The 18,834-nt window shown below is 38.0% G+C and carries 19 protein-coding genes and 1 tRNA gene; 14 read left to right on the top strand and 6 right to left on the bottom strand.

What is annotated here, in order from left to right; translation table 11 throughout:
* Positions 1-73 precede the first annotated feature (73 nt).
* The 3 genes from KIH23_RS05205 (at position 74) to KIH23_RS05195 (ending at position 4,858) form a co-directional block, all read left to right on the top strand.
* Positions 74-454 (top strand): hypothetical protein, encoded by a 381-nt coding sequence (locus KIH23_RS05205; RefSeq protein WP_213211678.1) that lies wholly within the window; start codon positions 74-76, stop codon positions 452-454.
* A 78-nt stretch (positions 455-532) separates the two neighbouring features.
* Positions 533-3,055 (top strand): PIG-L family deacetylase, encoded by a 2,523-nt coding sequence (locus KIH23_RS05200; RefSeq protein ID WP_213211676.1) that lies wholly within the window; start codon positions 533-535, stop codon positions 3,053-3,055.
* Between the two features lie 111 nt (positions 3,056-3,166).
* A complete protein-coding gene (locus KIH23_RS05195) occupies positions 3,167-4,858 on the top strand; it encodes a sodium:solute symporter (protein ID WP_213211675.1) in 1,692 nt (563 codons plus the stop codon).
* Between the two features lie 46 nt (positions 4,859-4,904).
* Here KIH23_RS05195 and KIH23_RS05190 read toward each other — a convergent pair whose 3' ends face one another.
* Positions 4,905-5,750: a DUF2911 domain-containing protein gene (locus KIH23_RS05190; protein WP_213211673.1), complete on the bottom strand. Its 846-nt coding sequence runs from the start codon at positions 5,748-5,750 to the stop codon at positions 4,905-4,907.
* Positions 5,751-5,889: 139 nt separating this feature from the next.
* On the opposite strand from KIH23_RS05190, the gene KIH23_RS05185 reads away from it, so the two are divergent.
* Genes KIH23_RS05185 through KIH23_RS05170 form a run of 4 tightly spaced genes read left to right on the top strand, consistent with a single transcriptional unit; the run spans position 5,890 to position 9,812 of the window.
* Positions 5,890-6,366, top strand: a complete 477-nt coding sequence (locus tag KIH23_RS05185) for an SRPBCC family protein (protein ID WP_213211671.1) — start codon at positions 5,890-5,892, stop codon at positions 6,364-6,366.
* Positions 6,363-7,055, top strand: a complete 693-nt coding sequence (locus KIH23_RS05180) for an SDR family NAD(P)-dependent oxidoreductase (RefSeq protein WP_249684794.1) — start codon at positions 6,363-6,365, stop codon at positions 7,053-7,055. The genes KIH23_RS05185 and KIH23_RS05180 overlap by 4 nt, the downstream gene beginning before the upstream one ends.
* A 2-nt stretch (positions 7,056-7,057) precedes the next feature.
* Positions 7,058-8,347, top strand: coding sequence for a cryptochrome/photolyase family protein (locus KIH23_RS05175; RefSeq protein ID WP_249684792.1), 1,290 nt, complete (start codon positions 7,058-7,060; stop codon positions 8,345-8,347).
* Between the two features lie 10 nt (positions 8,348-8,357).
* Positions 8,358-9,812 carry a cryptochrome/deoxyribodipyrimidine photo-lyase family protein gene (locus KIH23_RS05170; protein WP_213211669.1) on the top strand — a complete coding sequence of 485 codons (1,455 nt, stop codon included), beginning with the start codon at positions 8,358-8,360 and terminating at the stop codon, positions 9,810-9,812.
* Here the strand turns inward: KIH23_RS05170 and KIH23_RS05165 are convergent.
* The 4 genes from KIH23_RS05165 to KIH23_RS05150 are packed head-to-tail and all read right to left on the bottom strand — an operon-like array spanning position 9,809 to position 12,447.
* A complete protein-coding gene (locus KIH23_RS05165) occupies positions 9,809-10,459 on the bottom strand; it encodes an HAD family hydrolase (protein WP_249684791.1) in 651 nt (216 codons plus the stop codon). The genes KIH23_RS05170 and KIH23_RS05165 overlap by 4 nt on opposite strands.
* Positions 10,459-11,181: a ThiF family adenylyltransferase gene (locus KIH23_RS05160; protein ID WP_213211667.1), complete on the bottom strand. Its 723-nt coding sequence runs from the start codon at positions 11,179-11,181 to the stop codon at positions 10,459-10,461. Before KIH23_RS05160 ends, KIH23_RS05165 begins: the two co-directional genes overlap by 1 nt.
* 13 nt (positions 11,182-11,194) lie before the next feature.
* Positions 11,195-11,848, bottom strand: coding sequence for a TatD family hydrolase (locus KIH23_RS05155; RefSeq protein ID WP_213211666.1), 654 nt, complete (start codon positions 11,846-11,848; stop codon positions 11,195-11,197).
* On the bottom strand, positions 11,848-12,447 hold the full coding sequence (locus tag KIH23_RS05150) for a DUF1684 domain-containing protein (RefSeq protein WP_213211664.1): 600 nt from the start codon (positions 12,445-12,447) through the stop codon (positions 11,848-11,850). The genes KIH23_RS05155 and KIH23_RS05150 overlap by 1 nt, the downstream gene beginning before the upstream one ends.
* Positions 12,448-12,537: 90 nt before the next feature.
* Here KIH23_RS05150 and KIH23_RS05145 point away from each other — a divergent pair, with 90 nt between their 5' ends.
* Positions 12,538-13,764: an MDR family MFS transporter gene (locus KIH23_RS05145; RefSeq protein ID WP_213211662.1), complete on the top strand. Its 1,227-nt coding sequence runs from the start codon at positions 12,538-12,540 to the stop codon at positions 13,762-13,764.
* Here KIH23_RS05145 and KIH23_RS05140 read toward each other — a convergent pair.
* Positions 13,759-14,301 (bottom strand): hypothetical protein, encoded by a 543-nt coding sequence (locus KIH23_RS05140; protein WP_213211660.1) that lies wholly within the window; start codon positions 14,299-14,301, stop codon positions 13,759-13,761. The genes KIH23_RS05145 and KIH23_RS05140 overlap by 6 nt on opposite strands.
* A 42-nt stretch (positions 14,302-14,343) precedes the next feature.
* On the opposite strand from KIH23_RS05140, the gene KIH23_RS05135 reads away from it, so the two are divergent.
* The 6 genes from KIH23_RS05135 to KIH23_RS05110 all read left to right on the top strand — a co-directional run bounded on the left by KIH23_RS05135 (position 14,344) and on the right by KIH23_RS05110 (position 18,680).
* Positions 14,344-14,556 carry a DUF4287 domain-containing protein gene (locus KIH23_RS05135; protein ID WP_213211659.1) on the top strand — a complete coding sequence of 71 codons (213 nt, stop codon included), beginning with the start codon at positions 14,344-14,346 and terminating at the stop codon, positions 14,554-14,556.
* A 261-nt stretch (positions 14,557-14,817) separates the two neighbouring features.
* The gene (locus tag KIH23_RS05130) at positions 14,818-15,186 is read left to right on the top strand and encodes a BlaI/MecI/CopY family transcriptional regulator (RefSeq protein WP_213211657.1); all 369 of its coding nucleotides are present in this window, start codon (positions 14,818-14,820) and stop codon (positions 15,184-15,186) included.
* A 2-nt stretch (positions 15,187-15,188) separates the two neighbouring features.
* Positions 15,189-16,979 (top strand): M56 family metallopeptidase, encoded by a 1,791-nt coding sequence (locus tag KIH23_RS05125; protein WP_213211655.1) that lies wholly within the window; start codon positions 15,189-15,191, stop codon positions 16,977-16,979.
* Between the two features lie 49 nt (positions 16,980-17,028).
* Complete coding sequence (locus tag KIH23_RS05120; protein ID WP_213211654.1) at positions 17,029-17,172, top strand: SsrA-binding protein; 144 nt, start codon at positions 17,029-17,031, stop codon at positions 17,170-17,172.
* A gap of 85 nt (positions 17,173-17,257) precedes the next feature.
* Positions 17,258-17,331, top strand: a tRNA-Arg gene (locus KIH23_RS05115).
* A 776-nt stretch (positions 17,332-18,107) separates the two neighbouring features.
* Positions 18,108-18,680: a pentapeptide repeat-containing protein gene (locus tag KIH23_RS05110; protein WP_213211652.1), complete on the top strand. Its 573-nt coding sequence runs from the start codon at positions 18,108-18,110 to the stop codon at positions 18,678-18,680.
* The last annotated feature ends 154 nt before the right edge of the window (positions 18,681-18,834 follow it).

The raw sequence follows: 18,834 nt of genomic DNA, 5'->3' as shown, positions 1-18,834 counted from the left end.
AAAAAATAATACTACTTTTACACCCAGATAATGGCAATTCCGTATATGACTCGAATTGCAAATTGTTTAAAACATGAAAAGATTCGTACTTACATTATTGATAGTAATTATCTTTACGCACTTATCACAAGCCCAATCTGAAGCAAAACAAACCAGCACTGCTCCGTTGGTAGATCCGGTTACAAATTGTCAATTGCGCTATTACTATTTTCCGAACATTGAGGCTTATTTTGATACACAAAAAAGGTTTTATTACTTTAAACAAGACGGTGATTGGATAACCGCTGATGAAATTCCAGAAGGTTATAGAGGCTATTCAATTTATAATAAAGTGAACATTTTCATCAATGATTATGACGATGAAGATCCGTGTCAGTTTATTGAATTACATCGAAAAAAATATCCATATATAAATAACGACCGTGCTCTAAAGCTAATGCTTTCAAAAAAATAGTGGTTGTTAAAATAATCATAGGTATTATCACGATTTTTAATTTATAATTACATTTGAGGCTGTTGCAAAAAATAATTCATGCAAAAGCTTTACTTCTTCTTAATCATTTTTACATTCGGTTGTATACAAAATATTGAGGCTCAAAAACCTCTTAAGCCCAATTCAATAAATATTTATCATCAAATTCAAAAGCTCAACTTTTTGGGTTCAGTATTATATATTGCTGCACATCCAGATGATGAAAACACACGACTGATTACTTTTCTAGCCAACGAAAAAAAAGCGCGTACCGGATATTTATCACTCACTCGTGGTGATGGAGGTCAAAATTTGATTGGTCCTGAATTACGCGAATTGTTGGGAACAATAAGAACGCAAGAACTTATTGAAGCTCGAAAAATTGATGGAGGCGAACAATTCTTTACCAGAGCCAATGATTTTGGTTTTTCAAAAACTCCGACAGAAACCCTCAACATTTGGAACAAAGATGCTGTGCTTAGCGATGTTATATACAACATCCGAAAATTTCAGCCTGATGTGATTATCAATCGTTTTGATGCTAGAACACCCGGAACCACACATGGTCATCATACTGCATCAGCCATGCTCAGCCTTGAAGCTTTTGACAAAACCAATAAAAACGATATTTACCCAGAGCAATTAAATCTGGTAAGCACTTGGCAACCAAAACGTGTTTACTTTAATACATCGTGGTGGTTTTACGGAAGTAAAGAAAAATTTGAAAAAGCTGATAAATCTAAGCTTAGTGCATTAAATATTGGTGTTTATTATCCTTCAGTTGGAAAATCAAATCAAGAAATTGCAGCTTTGAGTCGAAGCCAACACCAATCACAAGGTTTTGGAAGTACCGGAACTCGAGGAGATGAAATCGAATATTTAGAATTACTCAAAGGTGATATGCCGCAAAATCCGAATGATCTTTTTGAAGGGATTGACACAACATGGAACCGCATTAAAGGCGGAAAAACCATTGGTGATTTACTTACTCAGGTAGAGAAAAATTTTGATTTTAAAAATCCATCGGCTAGTGTTCCAGATTTGATTAAAGCCTACTCTATGATTCAATTACTCGATGATCATCATTGGAAGGAAATTAAATCTGAAGAAATCAAAAACATTATTGCCGCCTGCACCGGTTTGTATTTAGAAGCTGTTACTTCTGTAAATGACGCTACACCCGGAAGCAAAATCAAAATTAAACTTGAAGCTATCAATCGCAGTAACCTTAACATAAACTGGCCGTCTTTTACATTATTACCAACAACAAATATTGACGCACAAACATTGCTCAGACCGGTTCAATCAGAGACTTTTACCCTCAAAAACAACAAAGATATTACAGAAGAAGTTGATTTTATCATTCCAGAAAAAATAACCTACACACAACCTTATTGGCTTGAAAACGAAGGCAATGTAGGTATGTACCGCGTTGATGATCAAAAAAAAATTGGGCTTCCAGATGTGATTCGTGAAGTGAAAGTAATTTTTAACCTTGACTTTTCAGGTGTGAGCATTCCTTTTGAGCGAACCGCTGTTTACAAGTACAATGATGATGTTAAAGGCGAAGTTTACCAGCCCTTTGATATTGTACCTGAAATCAGCACAACAATAACTAATAAAGTACTTTTGTTTAACAAACACCGAGCTCAAGAAATCGAAGTAAAAGTAAAAGCAGGTCGCGAAAAAGTAAATGGTCAGCTAATGTTGCAGCTTCCGCCCGAATGGAAAATCACTCCGACAAATTTTAACTTTGATTTAGACCAAAAAGGTGCCGAACAAACCTTTATTTTTGAAGTAACACCACCCAAAAATCCTATCGAAATAACGGCACAAGTTATTGCCTTGGTAAACAACAAACCGTTTAATCAAGAGCGAATCAACATCAGCTATCCACACATTGCTCAACAACAAGTGCTCAAAAATAGTCAGGCGCGACTTATTAAACTTGACATTAAAACCGGTGATGAAAAAATCGCTTATATCATGGGGGCCGGTGATGAAGTCCCGAAATACCTCAAACAAATGGGTTATGAAGTTAGCATTGTAAATCCAGAAGATATTACAGCTGAAAAACTCGCTTCATTTGATGTAGTCATGACGGGCATTCGTGCATACAACACCATACAAGCTTTGGCGCTTAAGCAATCAATATTGCTTGATTTTGTAAAACAAGGGCATACTATGATTGTGCAATACAATACTTTAGATGATTTGGTTACACCCAATATGTCGCCATATCCTTTAAAAATTTCACGAGATCGTGTAACTGAAGAAAATGCCGAAGTAACTTTTTTAGATCCGGAAAATCCTATTTTGAACAAACCTAATAAAATCACAACCAAAGATTTTACCGGTTGGAAACAAGAGCAAGGTTTATATTATCCAAACCAATGGGATACAACATTTAAAAGCATTATTAGTGCACATGATCAAGGTGAAACACCTAAAAACGGTGCTATTTTGGTTGCCCCTGTAGGCAAAGGACATTATATTTACACCGGTTTGAGTTTTTTTAGAGAATTACCTGAAGGTGTGTCAGGCGCCTATAGATTATTGGCCAATATGATTTCATTAAAATAATTATGACCGAAGAAAAATTTAATGTTTGGAAAAAAAGTTACACTTGGGTGTTGATTGCCAATGCAATCTATATTTTATTGTTTTGTTTGATGATGCTCATTTATTCTTAATATGCAGCAGTTAGATTGGATCGTACTTTCAGTTACCTTATTGTTCATAGTTTTTTATGGTGTCTGGAAAACCCGCGGAAGCAAAAACGTTGAAGAGTATATTCTGGGCAACAACCAAACGCCTTGGTATGTAGTTGGACTATCAGTTATGGCCACTCAAGCCAGTGCCATTACTTTTTTATCAACGCCCGGTCAAGCTTACCATGACGGCATGGGTTTCGTGCAATTCTACTTTGGTTTACCCATTGCCATGGTGGTCATTTGTGTCACGTTTATTCCGATTTATCATCGGCTAAAAGTGTTTACGGCTTATGAATATCTCGAACAAAGATTTGATTTAAAAACAAGATCACTAGCCGCTATATTATTCCTTATTCAGCGCGGATTGGGCACAGGTTTGACCATTTATGCCCCAGCTATTATTCTTTCGGCATTGTTGGGTTGGAACTTAACTTGGATGAATGTCATCATTGGCGTTTTGGTCATTATTTACACTTTTGTGGGTGGAACCAAAGCTGTTAATGTTACCCAAAAACAGCAAATGTTTGTCATTATGAGCGGTATGTTCATCACGTTTTTCTTGATTTTACATTTGCTCCCCAATGATATGACTTTTAGTAATGCGTTACACATTGCAGGAGCGAATCACAAAATGGATATTGTTGATTTTTCAATCGAACCTGAATTACGCTATACTTTTTGGAGCGGAATCACTGGCGGATTCTTTTTAGCGCTCTCTTATTTTGGAACAGATCAATCTCAAGTTGGGCGATATCTTTCAGGTAAATCCATCCGCGAAAGCCAAATGGGGCTCATCATGAACGGCTTTTTAAAGGTTCCAATGCAGTTTTTCATCTTATTAATTGGTGTAATGGTTTTTGTGTTTTTTCAGTTCAATCCGGTGCCACTTAATTTTAATCCGAACAACAAAGCCATTATTGAAAATTCAAAATACAAAGATGAATACCGCGAGTTAGAACAAAAACTCAGCAAACTCTCTGAAGAAAAAAAAGAAATCAACCTCATTTATATTGATCACTTAAACCAGAATTATGACAATCCGATTTTGCGCAAAGAGCTCGTGGCCATTTCAAGTAAAGAAAATGACCTACGCGATCAAGCGCGAGAAGTCATTGCCAAAGCCGATTCTAAAGCTGAAACCAATGATAAAGACTACGTTTTTATTCATTTTATTCTAAATTATTTACCCAAAGGATTAATTGGTTTATTACTCGCAGTAATTCTCTCGGCTGCCATGTCTTCAACGGCTTCCGGGCTCAACGCACTCGCGTCAACTACTGCAATTGATATATACAAACGCAATGTAAAAAGTGAAAAATCAGAGAAACACTTTGTCAATGCTTCTCGTTTCTTCACACTTTTGTGGGGCATCGTAGCTATTTTGTTTGCTTGTGTGGGCACTTTATTTGAAAATCTAATTCAATTGGTCAACATTGTGGGTTCAATTTTCTACGGAACCGTTTTGGGTATTTTCTTGGTTGGATTTTACCTTAAATACGTAAAAGCAAACGCCATATTTTTAGGTGCAATCATCAGTCAATTGACCATATTTTATATTTTTTATCTAGACAAAGTAAGTTTTTTATGGCTTAATTTTATAGGCGCAATGCTCACCGTTTTACTCTCACTTATATTTCAGTTTCTGAGTAAATCTCGAAAATTAAAAGCATAAAAAAATCCGCCATATAAGCGGATTTTTGTTTTTATGTAGAATCTTATTATTTCTTACTCCACTCGGCAATACTATCGTTGTTCATTTTTACATAATCATCATTTTTGGCGGCAGTAGCAGCAGCTAAAGAAATTTTAGCGGTTTCAATGGCTCCTTTTTTATCGCCCAATTTAGCTTGAATAAGCGATTTTTGACGGCTGTACCAAAATGGTTTTTCTTTGTTCAACTCAAGCGCTTTGTTGATGTATTCAAGCGCCTTATTCATATCACCATTTGATTGATAGAAATATTGAGCCGATGAAAAATAATCACTCGCTGAAGGTCCTGCCAGGGTTTTGTCAATACTGGTCATAGCCGTTTTTTGAGTTGGAACATCAAAACGAACCGATACCATCGTACGTTCCCAAGACAAATCTAAACTTGCAAAATTATTGTCTAAACTTCCTACCGAAACCGTGAAAGTTTCAACTGGTTTACTCAACATCAAGGCTTTTGCAGAAGTTTTTAAAGCTACTTTTGCTTCGTCCCAATTTTCCGGTGTCCCCCAATTATCGGTATCAGAATAAAAAATTACATCCCAAGCTTCAGCCTTTGGAATCGTAAACAAAGCATATTTTCCTTTTTTGAGTGTTTTACCATCAATCATAACATCATCTGAAAAAGATACCATGGAATTTTGATTTGCACCGGTTCTCCAGAGTTTACCAAACGGAACCAAATCACCAAAAATAGTTCTTCCTTTCATGCTAGGTCTAGAATATTCAATACTAACTTGGGTCAGACCTACAGTCTGTTCTAAAGATGATTTAGGGCTGGGTTGCGGGGTTTTAACTTGGGCTTGTGTAAGTTGAATCGTTGACAATACCGCTAGTGATAAGAGTAATTTTTTCATAATTGTTTTGATTTAGTGTTTTCAAAAATACGAATTCACTTGCCTGATATTGTTAAGGTAAACTTAAAAAAGCAATATTTTTGTTTAAACTTTTGAATATATAATTAAACAAAACTATCTTTACACAAACCTAATCAAAATGAGTTTACATCAAATCCACGTCAAACAAAACCTTCCCATCACCCTGCAAGAGGCTTGGGATTTTTTCTCAGACCCAATGAACCTGAACAAAATAACGCCCGACAATATGGGCTTTGAAACACTTTCAGGTGCCGATAAAAAAATGTATCCCGGACAAATTATTACCTATAAAGTATCACCATTTTTAGGCGTTAAATTAAATTGGGTAACCGAAATTACCCATGTAGTTCAAAACGAGTATTTTGTTGATGAACAACGCTTCGGACCTTATGCTCTGTGGCATCACAAACATTTCTTACGTGAAATTCCCGGCGGAGTTGAAATGGAAGATATTGTTGATTACAAACTTCCGATGGGTTTGATTGGTGATTTATTCCATCCTATTTTGGTCAAGCCCCGACTCGATGAAATCTTCGCCTTTAGATATCAAAAACTCATTGAAATCTTTGGAACATTTAACCCAAATCAATCATGAAAAATATTCTATTAATTGGTGGTTCTTATGGTATTGGTCTGGCCATTGCCGAGGCACTGCAATACGAAACTAATTTGTTCATCGCCTCAAGAAGTTTTGATGCATCACTTGAACTCAGAGCCACACATATTCAGTTTGATGCGCTCACCGATGCTCTTGATCTCACACTACTTCCCGATGAAATTCACGGACTAGTTTATCTGCCCGGAAGCATTAATCTTCGTCCTTTTAAAGGAATCAAACCTGAAGCTTTTGATGCTGACTGGCAAATCAACTTTGTGAGTATGGTGCGTGTATTGCAAAGTTTATTGCCTAAGTTAACTTCGACAGAACAATCCAGTATTGTTTTATACAGTACCGTTGCGGTTCAGTTGGGGATGCCTTTTCACACTTCTGTGGCCGCTTCAAAAGGCGCCATTGAAGGTTTTGCCAGAGCTTTTGCAGCCGAATACGCTCCTAAAATTCGCATGAATGTCATTGCGCCTTCATTGACCGATACGCCTTTGGCTGATAAGTTCTTGAATTCAGACGAGAAAAAAGAAAAAGCAGCACAGCGCAATCCGATGAAAAAAGTAGGCACACCACAAGACATTGCGCAAGCAACCTTATTCTTATTAAATAATTCCAGCAATTGGATGACCGGACAAATTCTGCATGTAGATGGCGGAATGTCTACCTTATCTATATAAATATGATCAACATTTTTTGGTTTCGCAGAGATTTAAGACTCGAGGACAACGTCGGGCTTTTTCATGCTTTGTTTGCTGATGAATCTGTCTTGCCGATTTTTATTTTTGATGCGACAATTCTTGAACAACTGCCTGCTGATGATGCACGCGTGAGTTTTATCCACCAACAATTGAGTTCGATGCAAAATGAACTTCAAAAGGTTCAAAAATCATTGGCTGTTTTTTACGGAAATCCTGTAGATATTTTTAAGAAACTCATCGTTGAAAACCAAATTCATACGGTTTTTACCAACCACGATTACGAACCGGCAGCCCGCAAGCGAGACTTAGAAATTTATCGCCTGCTCGAGCAACATCAAATTGAATTCAGAACCAGCAAAGACCAAGTTATTTTTGAGAAAAGTCAAATTACCAAAGACGATGGTTCGCCCTATGTTGTGTACACACCTTTTAGCAAAAAATGGAAAGAAAAGTTTTCTGAAACCTTGCTCACACATCACCCTTCAGAAACTTTACTTCAAAATATAACCACACATGCTTATCCGTTTTTGACCTTAAATGATTTTGGTTTTAAAACCTCTGAAATCATCGTCAAACCTTATAACATTAGCCCAAAACTCATTGATCATTACCAAGAAACCCGAAACTTTCCGGCACAAAACGGCACTTCAAATCTGAGTCCGCATTTGCGCTTCGGAACGGTATCTATTCGTCAATTGGTGCAACATGCTTTGCAATCGAGTAATTCGACTTTTCTCAACGAACTGATTTGGCGAGAATTTTTTATGCAGATTTTATGGCATTTTCCGCATACGGTTCAAAAGAGTTTCAAACCGGCTTATGATGCCATTGTTTGGAACAACAATGAAGAAGATTTCAAACGTTGGTGCGAAGGCAAGACCGGATATCCGATGGTTGATGCAGGCATGCGTGAGCTCAATGCTACAGGCTATATGCACAACCGTGTTCGGATGGTCGTAGCGAGTTTTTTGTGCAAACATTTGCTCATTGATTGGCGCTGGGGCGAAGCTTATTTTGCCCTAAAACTGCTGGATTACGAGCAAGCCAGCAACATCGGAAACTGGCAATGGGCCGCAGGCAGTGGCGTAGATGCCGCTCCGTACTTTCGGATTTTTAACCCAACTGAGCAAATTCGCAAGTTTGATTCAGATTGGAAATACATCAAAAAATGGGTTCCTGAGGTAGAAACTTCGGCTTATGCAAAACCAATAGTTGATCACAAAAAAGCACGCGAGCGTTGTTTACGTGTATACAAAACAGCCGTTGGATAAATCATAGATAATGAAAGTAGTTTGGTTCAAAAGAGATTTACGACTACAAGATCATGAAGCTTTGTTTCGCGCCATTGAAACCAAAGAAAAAGTCTTGTTGCTCTATATTTTTGAACCTTCATTAAAACAAGATGAACACTACAGTCAGCGTCATTTTGATTTTGTCAAACAATCATTGGCTGAATTACAAAAGGCGCTTCTGCCCTATCATACTCAGATTTTGATTGTTGAAGACGAAGCAGTCAATGTATTTCAAAAACTAACGGAAATCAGCTCAGTATCGGCTGTATTTTCACATCAAGAAACCGGTATTCAAAAAACATTTGAGCGCGATATTGCTGTAGCTCAATTTTTAAAATCAAAACAAATTCCTTGGAACGAATATATCTGTAATGGCGTTATTCGCGGATTGCGCAACCGACAAACTTGGAAAGAAGATTGGTATGATTTTATGGAAAAACCGTGCTTTTCGTTTTTGGCCAACGGCAGAACTTTTGTCAAATATGCCGAAATTGAAAAACTCGAAAATCATTTTACTTTGGTTTCGCTTGAAACTTCACAAGACACGCCTTTTCAAAAAGGTGGACGCTCAGTGGGTGAACGATATCTCAGAACTTTTTTAGAACAGCGTGTCGAAAATTATACCCGACACATTTCAAAACCTGAATTGGCGCGCAAAGGCTGCAGCCGACTTTCACCGTATATTGCTTGGGGCGTTTTTTCGGTCAGAGAAATATATCAACGAACCTGGCAAACCAGACAAAAAGGAAAATTCAAGCGATCAATCGACAACTTTGCCTCGCGTTTGCGCTGGCAAGCTCATTTTATTCAGAAATTTGAAATGGAATGTTCCATGGAATTTGAGCCGGTCAACAAAGGTTATCTCAAGCTCAAATTACCGGTAAACCCCATATATCACCGCGCTTGGTGTGCCGGTCAAACCGGAATTCCTATTGTGGATGCTTGTATGCGTTGCTTGAATACGACCGGTTATTTAAATTTTAGAATGAGGGCCATGTTGGTTTCATTTTATACCCATCATCTGATGCAACCTTGGCAAAATGCCAGTCCGCATTTGGCAAAACAATTTCTTGATTTTGAACCCGGAATTCACTATCCACAACTGCAAATGCAAGCGGGCGTTACGGGTGTGAATATGATTCGCATTTACAATCCGGTGAAAAACTCGCAAGAACACGATCCGGACGGAACCTTCATTAAAAAATGGGTGACTGAATTGGCTGATATTCCTACTGAATTTATCCACGAACCATGGAAACTCACAGCCATCGAGCAATTGTTGTACAATTTTAAACCCGGTGTTGATTATCCGCTGCCGATAGTTCACTTAGAACAAGCCCAAAAAAGAGCCACAGAATTCTTTTGGAATTACCGCAAAAATGAGCTCGTTCAAAACGATGGAAAGCGCATTTTGCAAAAGCACACACTGCCCAATCGCGATTAAAGCTGATGGATTCGCGTGTAATTGAGTTCAGAAAAACGTTGTATTTGAATATTGGCTAAGGAAATGTCTTGCGGATTGTTACCGTTGTTGGCATAACCAATACAAAACACGCCGGCAGCTCGCGCAGCAATGATTCCATTGGTGCTGTCTTCAATAATCAAACAATGTTTTTTGGGTGTTTTTGACAATGCAACTGCCTTTAAAAAAATAGACGGATCGGGTTTAGAACGTTCAAAATCTTCGCCTGAAACCCAATGCGAAAAATACTTTTTTAAATCAAATCGATCCATCACACGCTCAATGGTGTCGCGCGCTGACGAAGATGCAATCAGCAACTGAATTTGGTTTTGATGCAAATCTTGAATCAAATCTAAAACACCCGGCATCAGCGCTAATTGCTCGTGCGCATCAAAAACTTCATTGAAATACAGGAGTTTGGCCGCCGCGAGGGTTTGAATATCCTCATCTAAACCAAATTGATCTTTGAGCTTCTGATAAATATTGGGCGTTGAATTACCTGTAAAACCTGCATAAGTCTGCGCGTCAACCGCAATGTTGAGTTCTTTAAAATGGCGCTCGTACGCTAAATGATGCACAGGTTCGGTATCAACCAATACACCATCCATATCAAAAATAACGGTTTGCATTATGATTCTTTATCGAGCAAATGGCAAATTACCGTTTCGGCAGCGTGTAAGCCAAAAAGTGCGGGCATCCAGCTGTTGGTACCGTAAAACGATTTTTTAAAATTGGTTCCATCGGTCATTTTGATGCTGCCTTCGTCGGGTTTTTCATAAGAATAAACCACTTTAATGCCCGAAGAAATACCCATTTTTTTGAGGCGTTTACGAACGTTTTTGGCCAGCGGACAGTATTTGGTTTTTTTGATATCGGTAACCATTACCTTTGACGCCTCATACTTTCCGCCTGCGCCCATATTGCTAATGACTTTGATTTTTTGGCGTTTGGCCGAAGCAATCAAATTGAGTTTTGGGGTCAAACTATCAATACAATCGAGCACATAATCATACTCGGGTGTAACGATGCTCGTGGCTCTTTCGGGTGAGAGAAATTCTTTGATGCGCGTGAGTTTTAATTCAGGATTGATATCCATCAAACGGTCGCCCATAATGTCTACTTTGGGTTGCCCAACGGTAGAATGCAAAGCCGGCAACTGACGGTTAATGTTGGTAATATCTACTACATCGCCATCCACAATAGTCATACTGCCCACACCGGCACGTGCGATAAATTCGGCTGCAAACGAGCCCACACCGCCTAGCCCAACCACCAATACATGGGCTTTATTGAGTTTTTCGAGTCCTTCTTTTCTGAATAATAATTCGGCTCTTTCGGTCCAAATGGCCATATTTTATAATACTTTAGGTTGTTTGTATAAATACTTTTTGAAAATTCTCGGCAACAATTTGCTCGATTTGCTCTTGCCTATACGATTTACTCTGAGCAGCGCGCAAATATACGTCGGTTAAGTTTTCTTCAATGGTATCGGTCTCGAGAAAAAAACGATCATCGGGTATATTTTTAAAAACTTCGCCCAGTTCAGGGTTTCTGAGTAAATATTTTCCGAACGAAAGATAAAATCCGTTTTTTAAAAGTTGTTGTGCCGTGGATGCATTTTTTGAAAACCCGTGCACAATCATCGGAACGGTAAGGTTCATTCTGTTCTTGATTTCAATCAATTCTTGATAAGCCGCCACACAATGTAAAATCACGGGTTTTCGGAATTTTTCAGCCAAAAGCAATTGAGCTTCAAAAACGCTGATTTGCTCATTGAGCGATGTTTCAATACGTTTGTCCAAACCACATTCTCCAAGCGCTAAACAATTGGGCATGAGTAGTTTTTCGGAAATAATTTGCAATTCTGATACAAGTGTTTCAGCTTTGATTTTCCAAGGATGAATTCCGATGGAATACCACGGAATAGCATCGTCAAATTCTAACGGATATTGATTCACCAATTCAAGGATTTCTTCTTGACCTGAAAATCGATGGGTATGCAAATTGAAATAACGCATCAGTAGTGAAACTTTTTAACACCGGCTTCAATAGCCACCGGCAAATCATTCTCAAGCGGAACAATCGGACATGAATACTGATGATTATAAGCGCAATATGGGTTGTAAGCGGTATTGAAATCAATCAGAACTTCATTGGTTTTGGGCTTTTTCATGTCGATATAACGCCCGCCAATATAGGTTTGCTTGCCGCTAGTTAGATCTGAAAACGGCAAAAACAAATGGTCTTCATAACCCGGTTTTTTGATGAGTTCTTGGTTTTGATACAGATTGAGTTGGCACTTTTTTCCGTCTAATTCAAAATATAATACGCCATATTTAACATACATGGGCAAACGCGCCGTAGACGTTTTCATGCCAAACGGCTTTTGGTTATCAGTGCGAACAAAGCGCGCTTTGACCGCATATTTGGCTGAAACCGGATAAAAATCAAGCCCGGAGAATTTTTTTAAATCAGATTTTTCAAGCGGACTTTGCTTAGCATCGGCAAACTCAGCATTGAGGTTGAGTTGAAAAGCCTTGGCATCATCAGCCGTCCAGTTTTGAGCTGAAAGCGCACAAAAATGCAAAAGGCCAATAAAAACAATGAGTTTTTTCATGAAATAAATTTTCACAAAAATAAGCTAAAAATAAACTCAGCGCGTCTACCAACTGCATCAAAGTTTTACCTTTGCGCCAACTTTCCGATTATGATTTTCAGGGCATTTCAGAAGTATTTAGACAACTTCAAAGGTTTTAGACGCGAGGTATGGATTTTGGCCATCATTACCTTTATCAACCGCGCCGGAACCATGGTTTTGCCTTTTTTATCCAAATACCTTAAAGAAGATTTACAATTCTCTTATGCTCAAGTGGGTTGGGTAATGGTTTGTTTTGGACTGGGCTCTATGTTGGGCTCGTGGCTCGGCGGAAAACTATCAGATAAAATAGGCTTTTATAAAATCATGATTTTCAGCTTATTTACCAGCGGTTGTGCTTTTTTTATTTTGCAAATGATCACTTCTTTTTACGGTCTGTGCATTGGCATGTTTTTGATTATGGTGATTGCTGATATGTTCCGACCGGCTATGTTTGTTTCGTTGGGCGCTTATGCCAAACCAGAGAATAGAACCCGAGCATTAACTTTGGTTCGATTGGCAGTGAATTTAGGTTTTTCAGTGGGACCGGCTTTGGGTGGACTCATCATTATGAACATTGGATACAAAGGTTTGTTTTGGGCCGATGGAGCAACTTGTATTGCAGCCATTACCGCTTTTGCTTTGTTGGTTAAAGAGAAAAAGAAACCTGAAGATTTAAATGCAGCCAACCATCCTGAAAATTTGCCGAGTTCTGTATTCAAAGATCATATTTTTTGGGTATTTATCTTTGTTTGTTTTGTAACAGCTATGATTTTCTTTCAACTGTTTACCACGCTTCCGCTTTATCATCACGAACAATACGGATTGACAGAGTTGCAAACCGGATTGCTGATGACGCTCAACGGTTTGATTATTTTCTTGCTTGAAATGCCCACGGTAACCTTATTTGAGCGCAAACAAATTGACAAATTGCAAATTATTTTGTGGGGCTCGATCATGATGGCGTGCAGCTTTTTTGTTTTGTTGTACAACGCATGGGCCGGCGTACTGATTATTAGTATTTTGTTTATGACTTTTGGCGAAATGTTTATTTTTCCGTTTTCGAATTCATTTGCACTCAGCAGAGCACCCAAAGGACACGAAGGCCGATACATGGCTTTTTATACCATGAGTTTTAGCCTGGCGCATATCATGAGTTCAAAAACCGGCATGGAAACCATTAGTCATTTTGGATATACTACCAATTGGTGGCTCATGGGATGCCTCGGCATTACCGGAGTTTTATGTTGTGTTTGGTTGCAAAAACAAATGGCATTAGAACGCGCCAAAAGCCTATAGAAACTTTCTTTTAATTTCAGTCAGAGATAATTCGGTGGTAATGAGTTGCTCCATAATTTGGGTTCGTAAATCATCTATATTTTGGTGATTCAAATGTTTGGCCCAAGCATCGGTGGTGAGCAGTTGCCGAATACTTTTGATGATTTGGGTTGTTTGTGCAGCGGTTCGCAAAACAAAATGCGACTGAAATTTCGGGCTGTCTTTGTGCGCATAATGCACTTGGCCGCTGGCGGCATCAAAAGAAATAAAATACAATTTTTCAAAATCATTATCGCGGTAAAACCAATCCCAACAAGCAAAGCCAATTTTGGTTCTATGTTCTGTAATGGCTCCGTCAGATTGCAAACGCCATTTGCAGTTGGCAGCGCGACCCCAATGATTTGAAACTCGGTAAACACCTTGCTCCGTAAAATAATAACAACTGCCCGAAGCGCTTTGATAAGATAATTTTAGTTCATGAATGGCTTCTGCCCTAACCTGCTCAAAAACGCAGTAGGTATGTTTGTGAAAATTATTTCGGTGATAAGCAGCAGACATGAATTGATTATATTTAAAGGCAAAAATAGAACGAACCGCGCTATGAAAAAAGAATATTGGGATGTTTCAGACGAGCAAGTTATTGAAAAAACAGGCAAACCCATTGCCGACTGGTTACAAATACTAGACAAATTCAAGGCGGCTGAAAAGAAATCAAATGATGTAGTTGCCTATTTGCAAACCGAATTTGAGGTTCCACGCTATTGGGCACGAACACTGACCACACTTTACTTAAAAAGCAAATCTGAACTTTAAATCACCCAAGAAGCTAAACTTCTTAAACCTTCTAAACTTTAATAAACTTCTATCATTTACTTAAATTTTAGTTAAATAACTATTTTTTTAGTTGTGTAACTAAATTTATAGTTGTACGTTTGAATCGCGTTGTACAGCTTCAGACCGCGTTAGGGATTGAGGCTTTGTTTGAGCTCGCGTCTGCAAGGCGCAGCGAGTGCCGAAAGCCCGGCAGAATGCAACGCCCAAGAAATAAGTTTAAAAAGTTTATAGCGTTTAGAGATGCAAAAATTGACCAACAAAGAAGAAGAAATCATGCACATTCTCTGGAAATTAGAGAAGGCATTCGTAAAAGAAGTAATGGCTGAAATTACCGATGAACAGCCGCATTACAACACGCTTTCAACGATTATCAGAAACTTAGAAGACAAAGGTTTTGTAGCGCATAATGCTTTTGGAAACACGCATCAGTACTACCCGATTGTGAGTAAAGATGACTACCGCAAAAAGTTTATGACCAATGCCATTGATGCTTTTTTTAATAGCTCTTACAAAAGTATGGTATCGCATTTTGCGCAAGAAGAAAAGATTTCAGCCGATGAATTGCGCGAGATTTTAAAAATGATTGAAAAAAACGATAACCAAGCCTAGTTATGGAAACGCTCGCTATTTACTTGCTCAAATCAAGCGCGCTGATTGCTTTATTTTATGGCGCTTATGTGTTGTTTTTGCGACAAGAAACTTTTTTTAGAAGCAATCGTTGGTTTTTGCTTTTAGGCTTGGTTACCTCGGCTGTTTTACCACTGATTACTTTTACCAAAACCATTTGGATTGAACCCAAAACCGTGGTTGAGCCCTTGGTTACTGAAGTCAAAACGCTCACCGAGCCTATGGTTTATGAAACTTTAAAAGTAGCGCAAGAACCTGCTTTTGAAATCAACGGATGGATCGTTGCTGCCAGCTTGTATGGATTAGGCATTTTGATTTTGTTGTTTAGATTGCTGTTTGATCTAAAACAATTGCGCGGATTGCTCAGCGGAAAAATCATTCACCGGGAAGAAGGCTTTAAATATGTGGAAGTTTCTGAGTCGGTGGCGCCTTTTTCATACTTTAATTACATTGTTTTTAATGCATCGCTTTTTGACTCGGCTGAATTGCAGCATATATTGGCACACGAACGCGTACATTGCCGTGAAAAGCATTCGCTCGATGTGCTTTTAGCGCGCCTATTTTGTATTGCTTTTTGGTATCATCCGCTGATTTGGCTGTACAAAAAATCGATGATGCAAAACCTGGAATTCATTGCCGATAGCGAGGCGCTTAAATCAATAGCGCAAACTTCTGAGGCCAAAAAATCATATCAATTTACCTTATTAAAAGTGACGACGCATCAAAACTGTGTGGCCATCACGAACCCTTTTTATCAATCATTAATCAAAAAACGAATCGTTATGTTGAACACAAATCAATCAAAAAAGAGAAATGCTTGGAAGTATTTCGTAGTTATTCCGGCCTTGTTGGCATTCTTGCTGTATTTTCAAACCAAGATTATTGCACAAGAAAAACAAACCACAACCCACCACGGCGAGCCCAAAGTATCAGTGGTTATTGACAAAAACACCACTGATGAGCAACTCAAAAAAGAAGCCGAAAGACTCAAAAAAGAGCACAACGTTAAACTTAAATTTTCAAAGGTAAAACGCAATGCTTCGGGTGAAATTACCTGCATCAAAGTTGAATACAACGATGGTAAAGGCTCAAAAGGAACTTCGCAATACAACAGCGATGAGGCTATTGAACCGATTCATATTTATCAAAATGAAAAAGGTGGTTTTACTATGGGCAACGGTAAAGTTGAAAAAGAATCTCGTTATGCTTATGTATATCACTATAATGACCAATCTGACGAACAAGACAACAATGATGTGGTGGTAGAAATTGAAGCACCAGAGACACCCGAAGCACCAGAGGCTCCTGAAGCTGCAGAAATTCCTGAGCCGGCCGATGCGCCCCATGCTCCTGCTCCGCCAGCTAGAATCAGTAAGAAAATCATCATCAAAGGCGACAAAAATGACAAAGCAGGCATGCGTGTGATTGTCAATGGCGAAACGATTGATGTTGATCCGGAAAAAATTATTGCCGAATTAGATCCGATCATCATTAAATCGCTTTCTGATGTGGGTGATATTCGCGTTGATATTGATACAAAAGACATCAATAAAATAACTCGTGATGCGATGAGACAAGCGCGCGATGCCATGAAACGCTCCAGAGTTGAAATCAGAAAATCACTAGATAATCGTGAAGCATCTGAGCAAGATTTAGCCGCAGCCAAAAAAGAACTCGAAGCTGCGCGCGAAGAAATCAAGCAAGCCAGACTAGAAATGGAAAAATCCAGAGCCGAGCTAGAAAAACTCAGAGCCGAAAGCAAAAAGAAAAAATAAACTGAAAAGACTGCCTTTGAGCAGTCTTTTTTATCTTTGAAAAAAAATCATGTACAAGTTATTAGCGCGTTTAAACAAACTTTTGCTTCCGAGTTTTACCAAAAAACAACTCGATATGAGCAAAGCAAAAAAATGGCAGTTGGCCATCATAGCTTGGCGATATTATGTAACTAGCCGAGCTTTAGACGCTTAAGTTTATTGAGATAAAAAGTATTGATTTTTTTTAAAAATTGATTTGCATAATAGTTATTAATACCTATATTTGCACCCACAAAATCGGCCTCGTGGCGCAACTGAATAGCGCATCTGATTACGGCTCAGAAGGTTACTGGTTTGAATCCAGTCGAGGTCACGAATAAATACTCTAAACATCAAAAAAACGCCAAGTTCACTTGAGCGTTTTTTTGTTTTTAGCGTATTTTCAAAGCGGAGCTTTGCTGGATGTGCGCAGCACAATCCAGTAATTCAAAAAAAACATCCCCAACCACAAATCACCCAAACCCAAAGAATTTGCGAAGCATAATTCTTTAAAAGTACAACACTCAATTAAAATTATAAACCATAGAAAGACCATAGAATTTGCGAAGCACAATTCTTTAAACAAACTATCAAGATTATTCAAAACACTTCCTATACGGTCTACGTAAAAGCGAGCAGCGTATGCTCGGCAATAATATTTTTTTCGTAGAAACCAAACATAAAGCCAACAAAATCAAGCCATGGTGCTTAGCAAGTGTTGTTGTATGCCCCTTTATTTTTAAGTTTCGTTTTTCCTTAGCGTAACTTTTTAGTTTTTTAAAAATAATTTGAACGCAACGATTGGAATTCAAACCTTTTTTTTTGATTTGTTAAAATGTGTCATTTTTTTCGAAAAATAAAAAATGACACAACTTTTGTGTCAAAATAAAATTTTTAAAAAAAATGACACAAAGTTGTTGCAAATTGTTTTTCCATTTCAGAATTGCAACAGAAATACTTTTTAGCATTTCAGTTTGTTTTGATAAAACGGAGAAAAATATTGATTAGTTTTTCAGGAAGTTATTTCGAAATCGAGTTTCAATTCGCGTCTCGTTTTGGGGTTTCCAAAACTCCCAACTTCTCCCTATCTTTCACTCCTACAACAAAATCATGACAACATACCTTTTTCAAATAGAATTTACCAACCAAACCTTTGAAGATGATTGGCTTAAGCTCAAAGAATTTGAAAAATGCATCTTTAAAAATTGTCATTTTTCTCGGGTGAATTTTATCGGAGTAACGTTTGTTGATTGTGTTTTTCAAAATTGCCACTTTGATCAAGCCAAAATCAACCATACCGCCTGGCGAACTGTTGAGTTTACTGAATGTTCAATGATTGATGTAAATTTTGCCATGAGCGACAAGCTTATTTTTGAGATTCGTTTTTTTTATTGCCGATTAGACTTCTCAAAATTTTACGCTTTGAAACTCAGAGATACTGTTTTTGAAAAGTGCAGTTTAATTTCGGTTGACTTTATGCAAACAGATTTGTCTAAGACACTTTTTGATGATTGTGATTTGTATAAAGCCGAATTTGAAAAAGCAAAACTGGAGCAAGCTGACTTCAGAACCAGTCGCAATTATAGCATAAATCCTGAGAAAACTAAACTCAAAGGAGCTCAATTTAGCCTTCCGGAAGCTAAAGGATTACTGGAAAAATATGATATTCTTATTGTTGATTGATAAACATTTCTTTAAAAAAAGATAACACTGTATTGTTTTCTGCTGGTTTTTTATACATTTGGACTCGAAACAGGTTTTCAAAGTTCACGCCCTAATTGACTTCAACCGCTTTTCTTAGCCTTTCAATTGAAAACCCCACCACCATGTTTTAAAA

This window comes from Flavobacterium sp. CYK-55, assembly GCF_018413465.1.
Taxonomy (GTDB): Bacteria; Bacteroidota; Bacteroidia; order Flavobacteriales; family Flavobacteriaceae; genus Flavobacterium.
The sequence above is the reverse complement of the archived record's forward strand: the minus strand, read 5'-3'. Positions and strand labels throughout refer to the sequence as shown.

Bases quoted from the DNA above. Each gene is read 5' to 3' on its own strand.
- KIH23_RS05140 (WP_213211660.1), bottom strand. From the start codon at position 14,301: ATGTCTGCTGCTTATCACCGAAATAATTTTCACAAACATACCTACTGC.
- KIH23_RS05195 (WP_213211675.1), top strand. From the start codon at position 3,167: ATGCAGCAGTTAGATTGGATCGTACTTTCAGTTACCTTATTGTTCATA.
- KIH23_RS05150 (WP_213211664.1), bottom strand. From the start codon at position 12,447: ATGAAAAAACTCATTGTTTTTATTGGCCTTTTGCATTTTTGTGCGCTT.
- KIH23_RS05130 (WP_213211657.1), top strand. From the start codon at position 14,818: ATGCAAAAATTGACCAACAAAGAAGAAGAAATCATGCACATTCTCTGG.
- KIH23_RS05160 (WP_213211667.1), bottom strand. From the start codon at position 11,181: ATGGCCATTTGGACCGAAAGAGCCGAATTATTATTCAGAAAAGAAGGA.
- KIH23_RS05110 (WP_213211652.1), top strand. From the start codon at position 18,108: ATGACAACATACCTTTTTCAAATAGAATTTACCAACCAAACCTTTGAA.
- KIH23_RS05120 (WP_213211654.1), top strand. From the start codon at position 17,029: ATGTACAAGTTATTAGCGCGTTTAAACAAACTTTTGCTTCCGAGTTTT.
- KIH23_RS05175 (WP_249684792.1), top strand. From the start codon at position 7,058: ATGATCAACATTTTTTGGTTTCGCAGAGATTTAAGACTCGAGGACAAC.
- KIH23_RS05135 (WP_213211659.1), top strand. From the start codon at position 14,344: ATGAAAAAAGAATATTGGGATGTTTCAGACGAGCAAGTTATTGAAAAA.
- KIH23_RS05155 (WP_213211666.1), bottom strand. From the start codon at position 11,848: ATGCGTTATTTCAATTTGCATACCCATCGATTTTCAGGTCAAGAAGAA.
- KIH23_RS05200 (WP_213211676.1), top strand. From the start codon at position 533: ATGCAAAAGCTTTACTTCTTCTTAATCATTTTTACATTCGGTTGTATA.
- KIH23_RS05180 (WP_249684794.1), top strand. From the start codon at position 6,363: ATGAAAAATATTCTATTAATTGGTGGTTCTTATGGTATTGGTCTGGCC.
- KIH23_RS05170 (WP_213211669.1), top strand. From the start codon at position 8,358: ATGAAAGTAGTTTGGTTCAAAAGAGATTTACGACTACAAGATCATGAA.
- KIH23_RS05125 (WP_213211655.1), top strand. From the start codon at position 15,189: ATGGAAACGCTCGCTATTTACTTGCTCAAATCAAGCGCGCTGATTGCT.
- KIH23_RS05165 (WP_249684791.1), bottom strand. From the start codon at position 10,459: ATGCAAACCGTTATTTTTGATATGGATGGTGTATTGGTTGATACCGAA.
- KIH23_RS05185 (WP_213211671.1), top strand. From the start codon at position 5,890: ATGAGTTTACATCAAATCCACGTCAAACAAAACCTTCCCATCACCCTG.
- KIH23_RS05145 (WP_213211662.1), top strand. From the start codon at position 12,538: ATGATTTTCAGGGCATTTCAGAAGTATTTAGACAACTTCAAAGGTTTT.
- KIH23_RS05190 (WP_213211673.1), bottom strand. From the start codon at position 5,750: ATGAAAAAATTACTCTTATCACTAGCGGTATTGTCAACGATTCAACTT.
- KIH23_RS05205 (WP_213211678.1), top strand. From the start codon at position 74: ATGAAAAGATTCGTACTTACATTATTGATAGTAATTATCTTTACGCAC.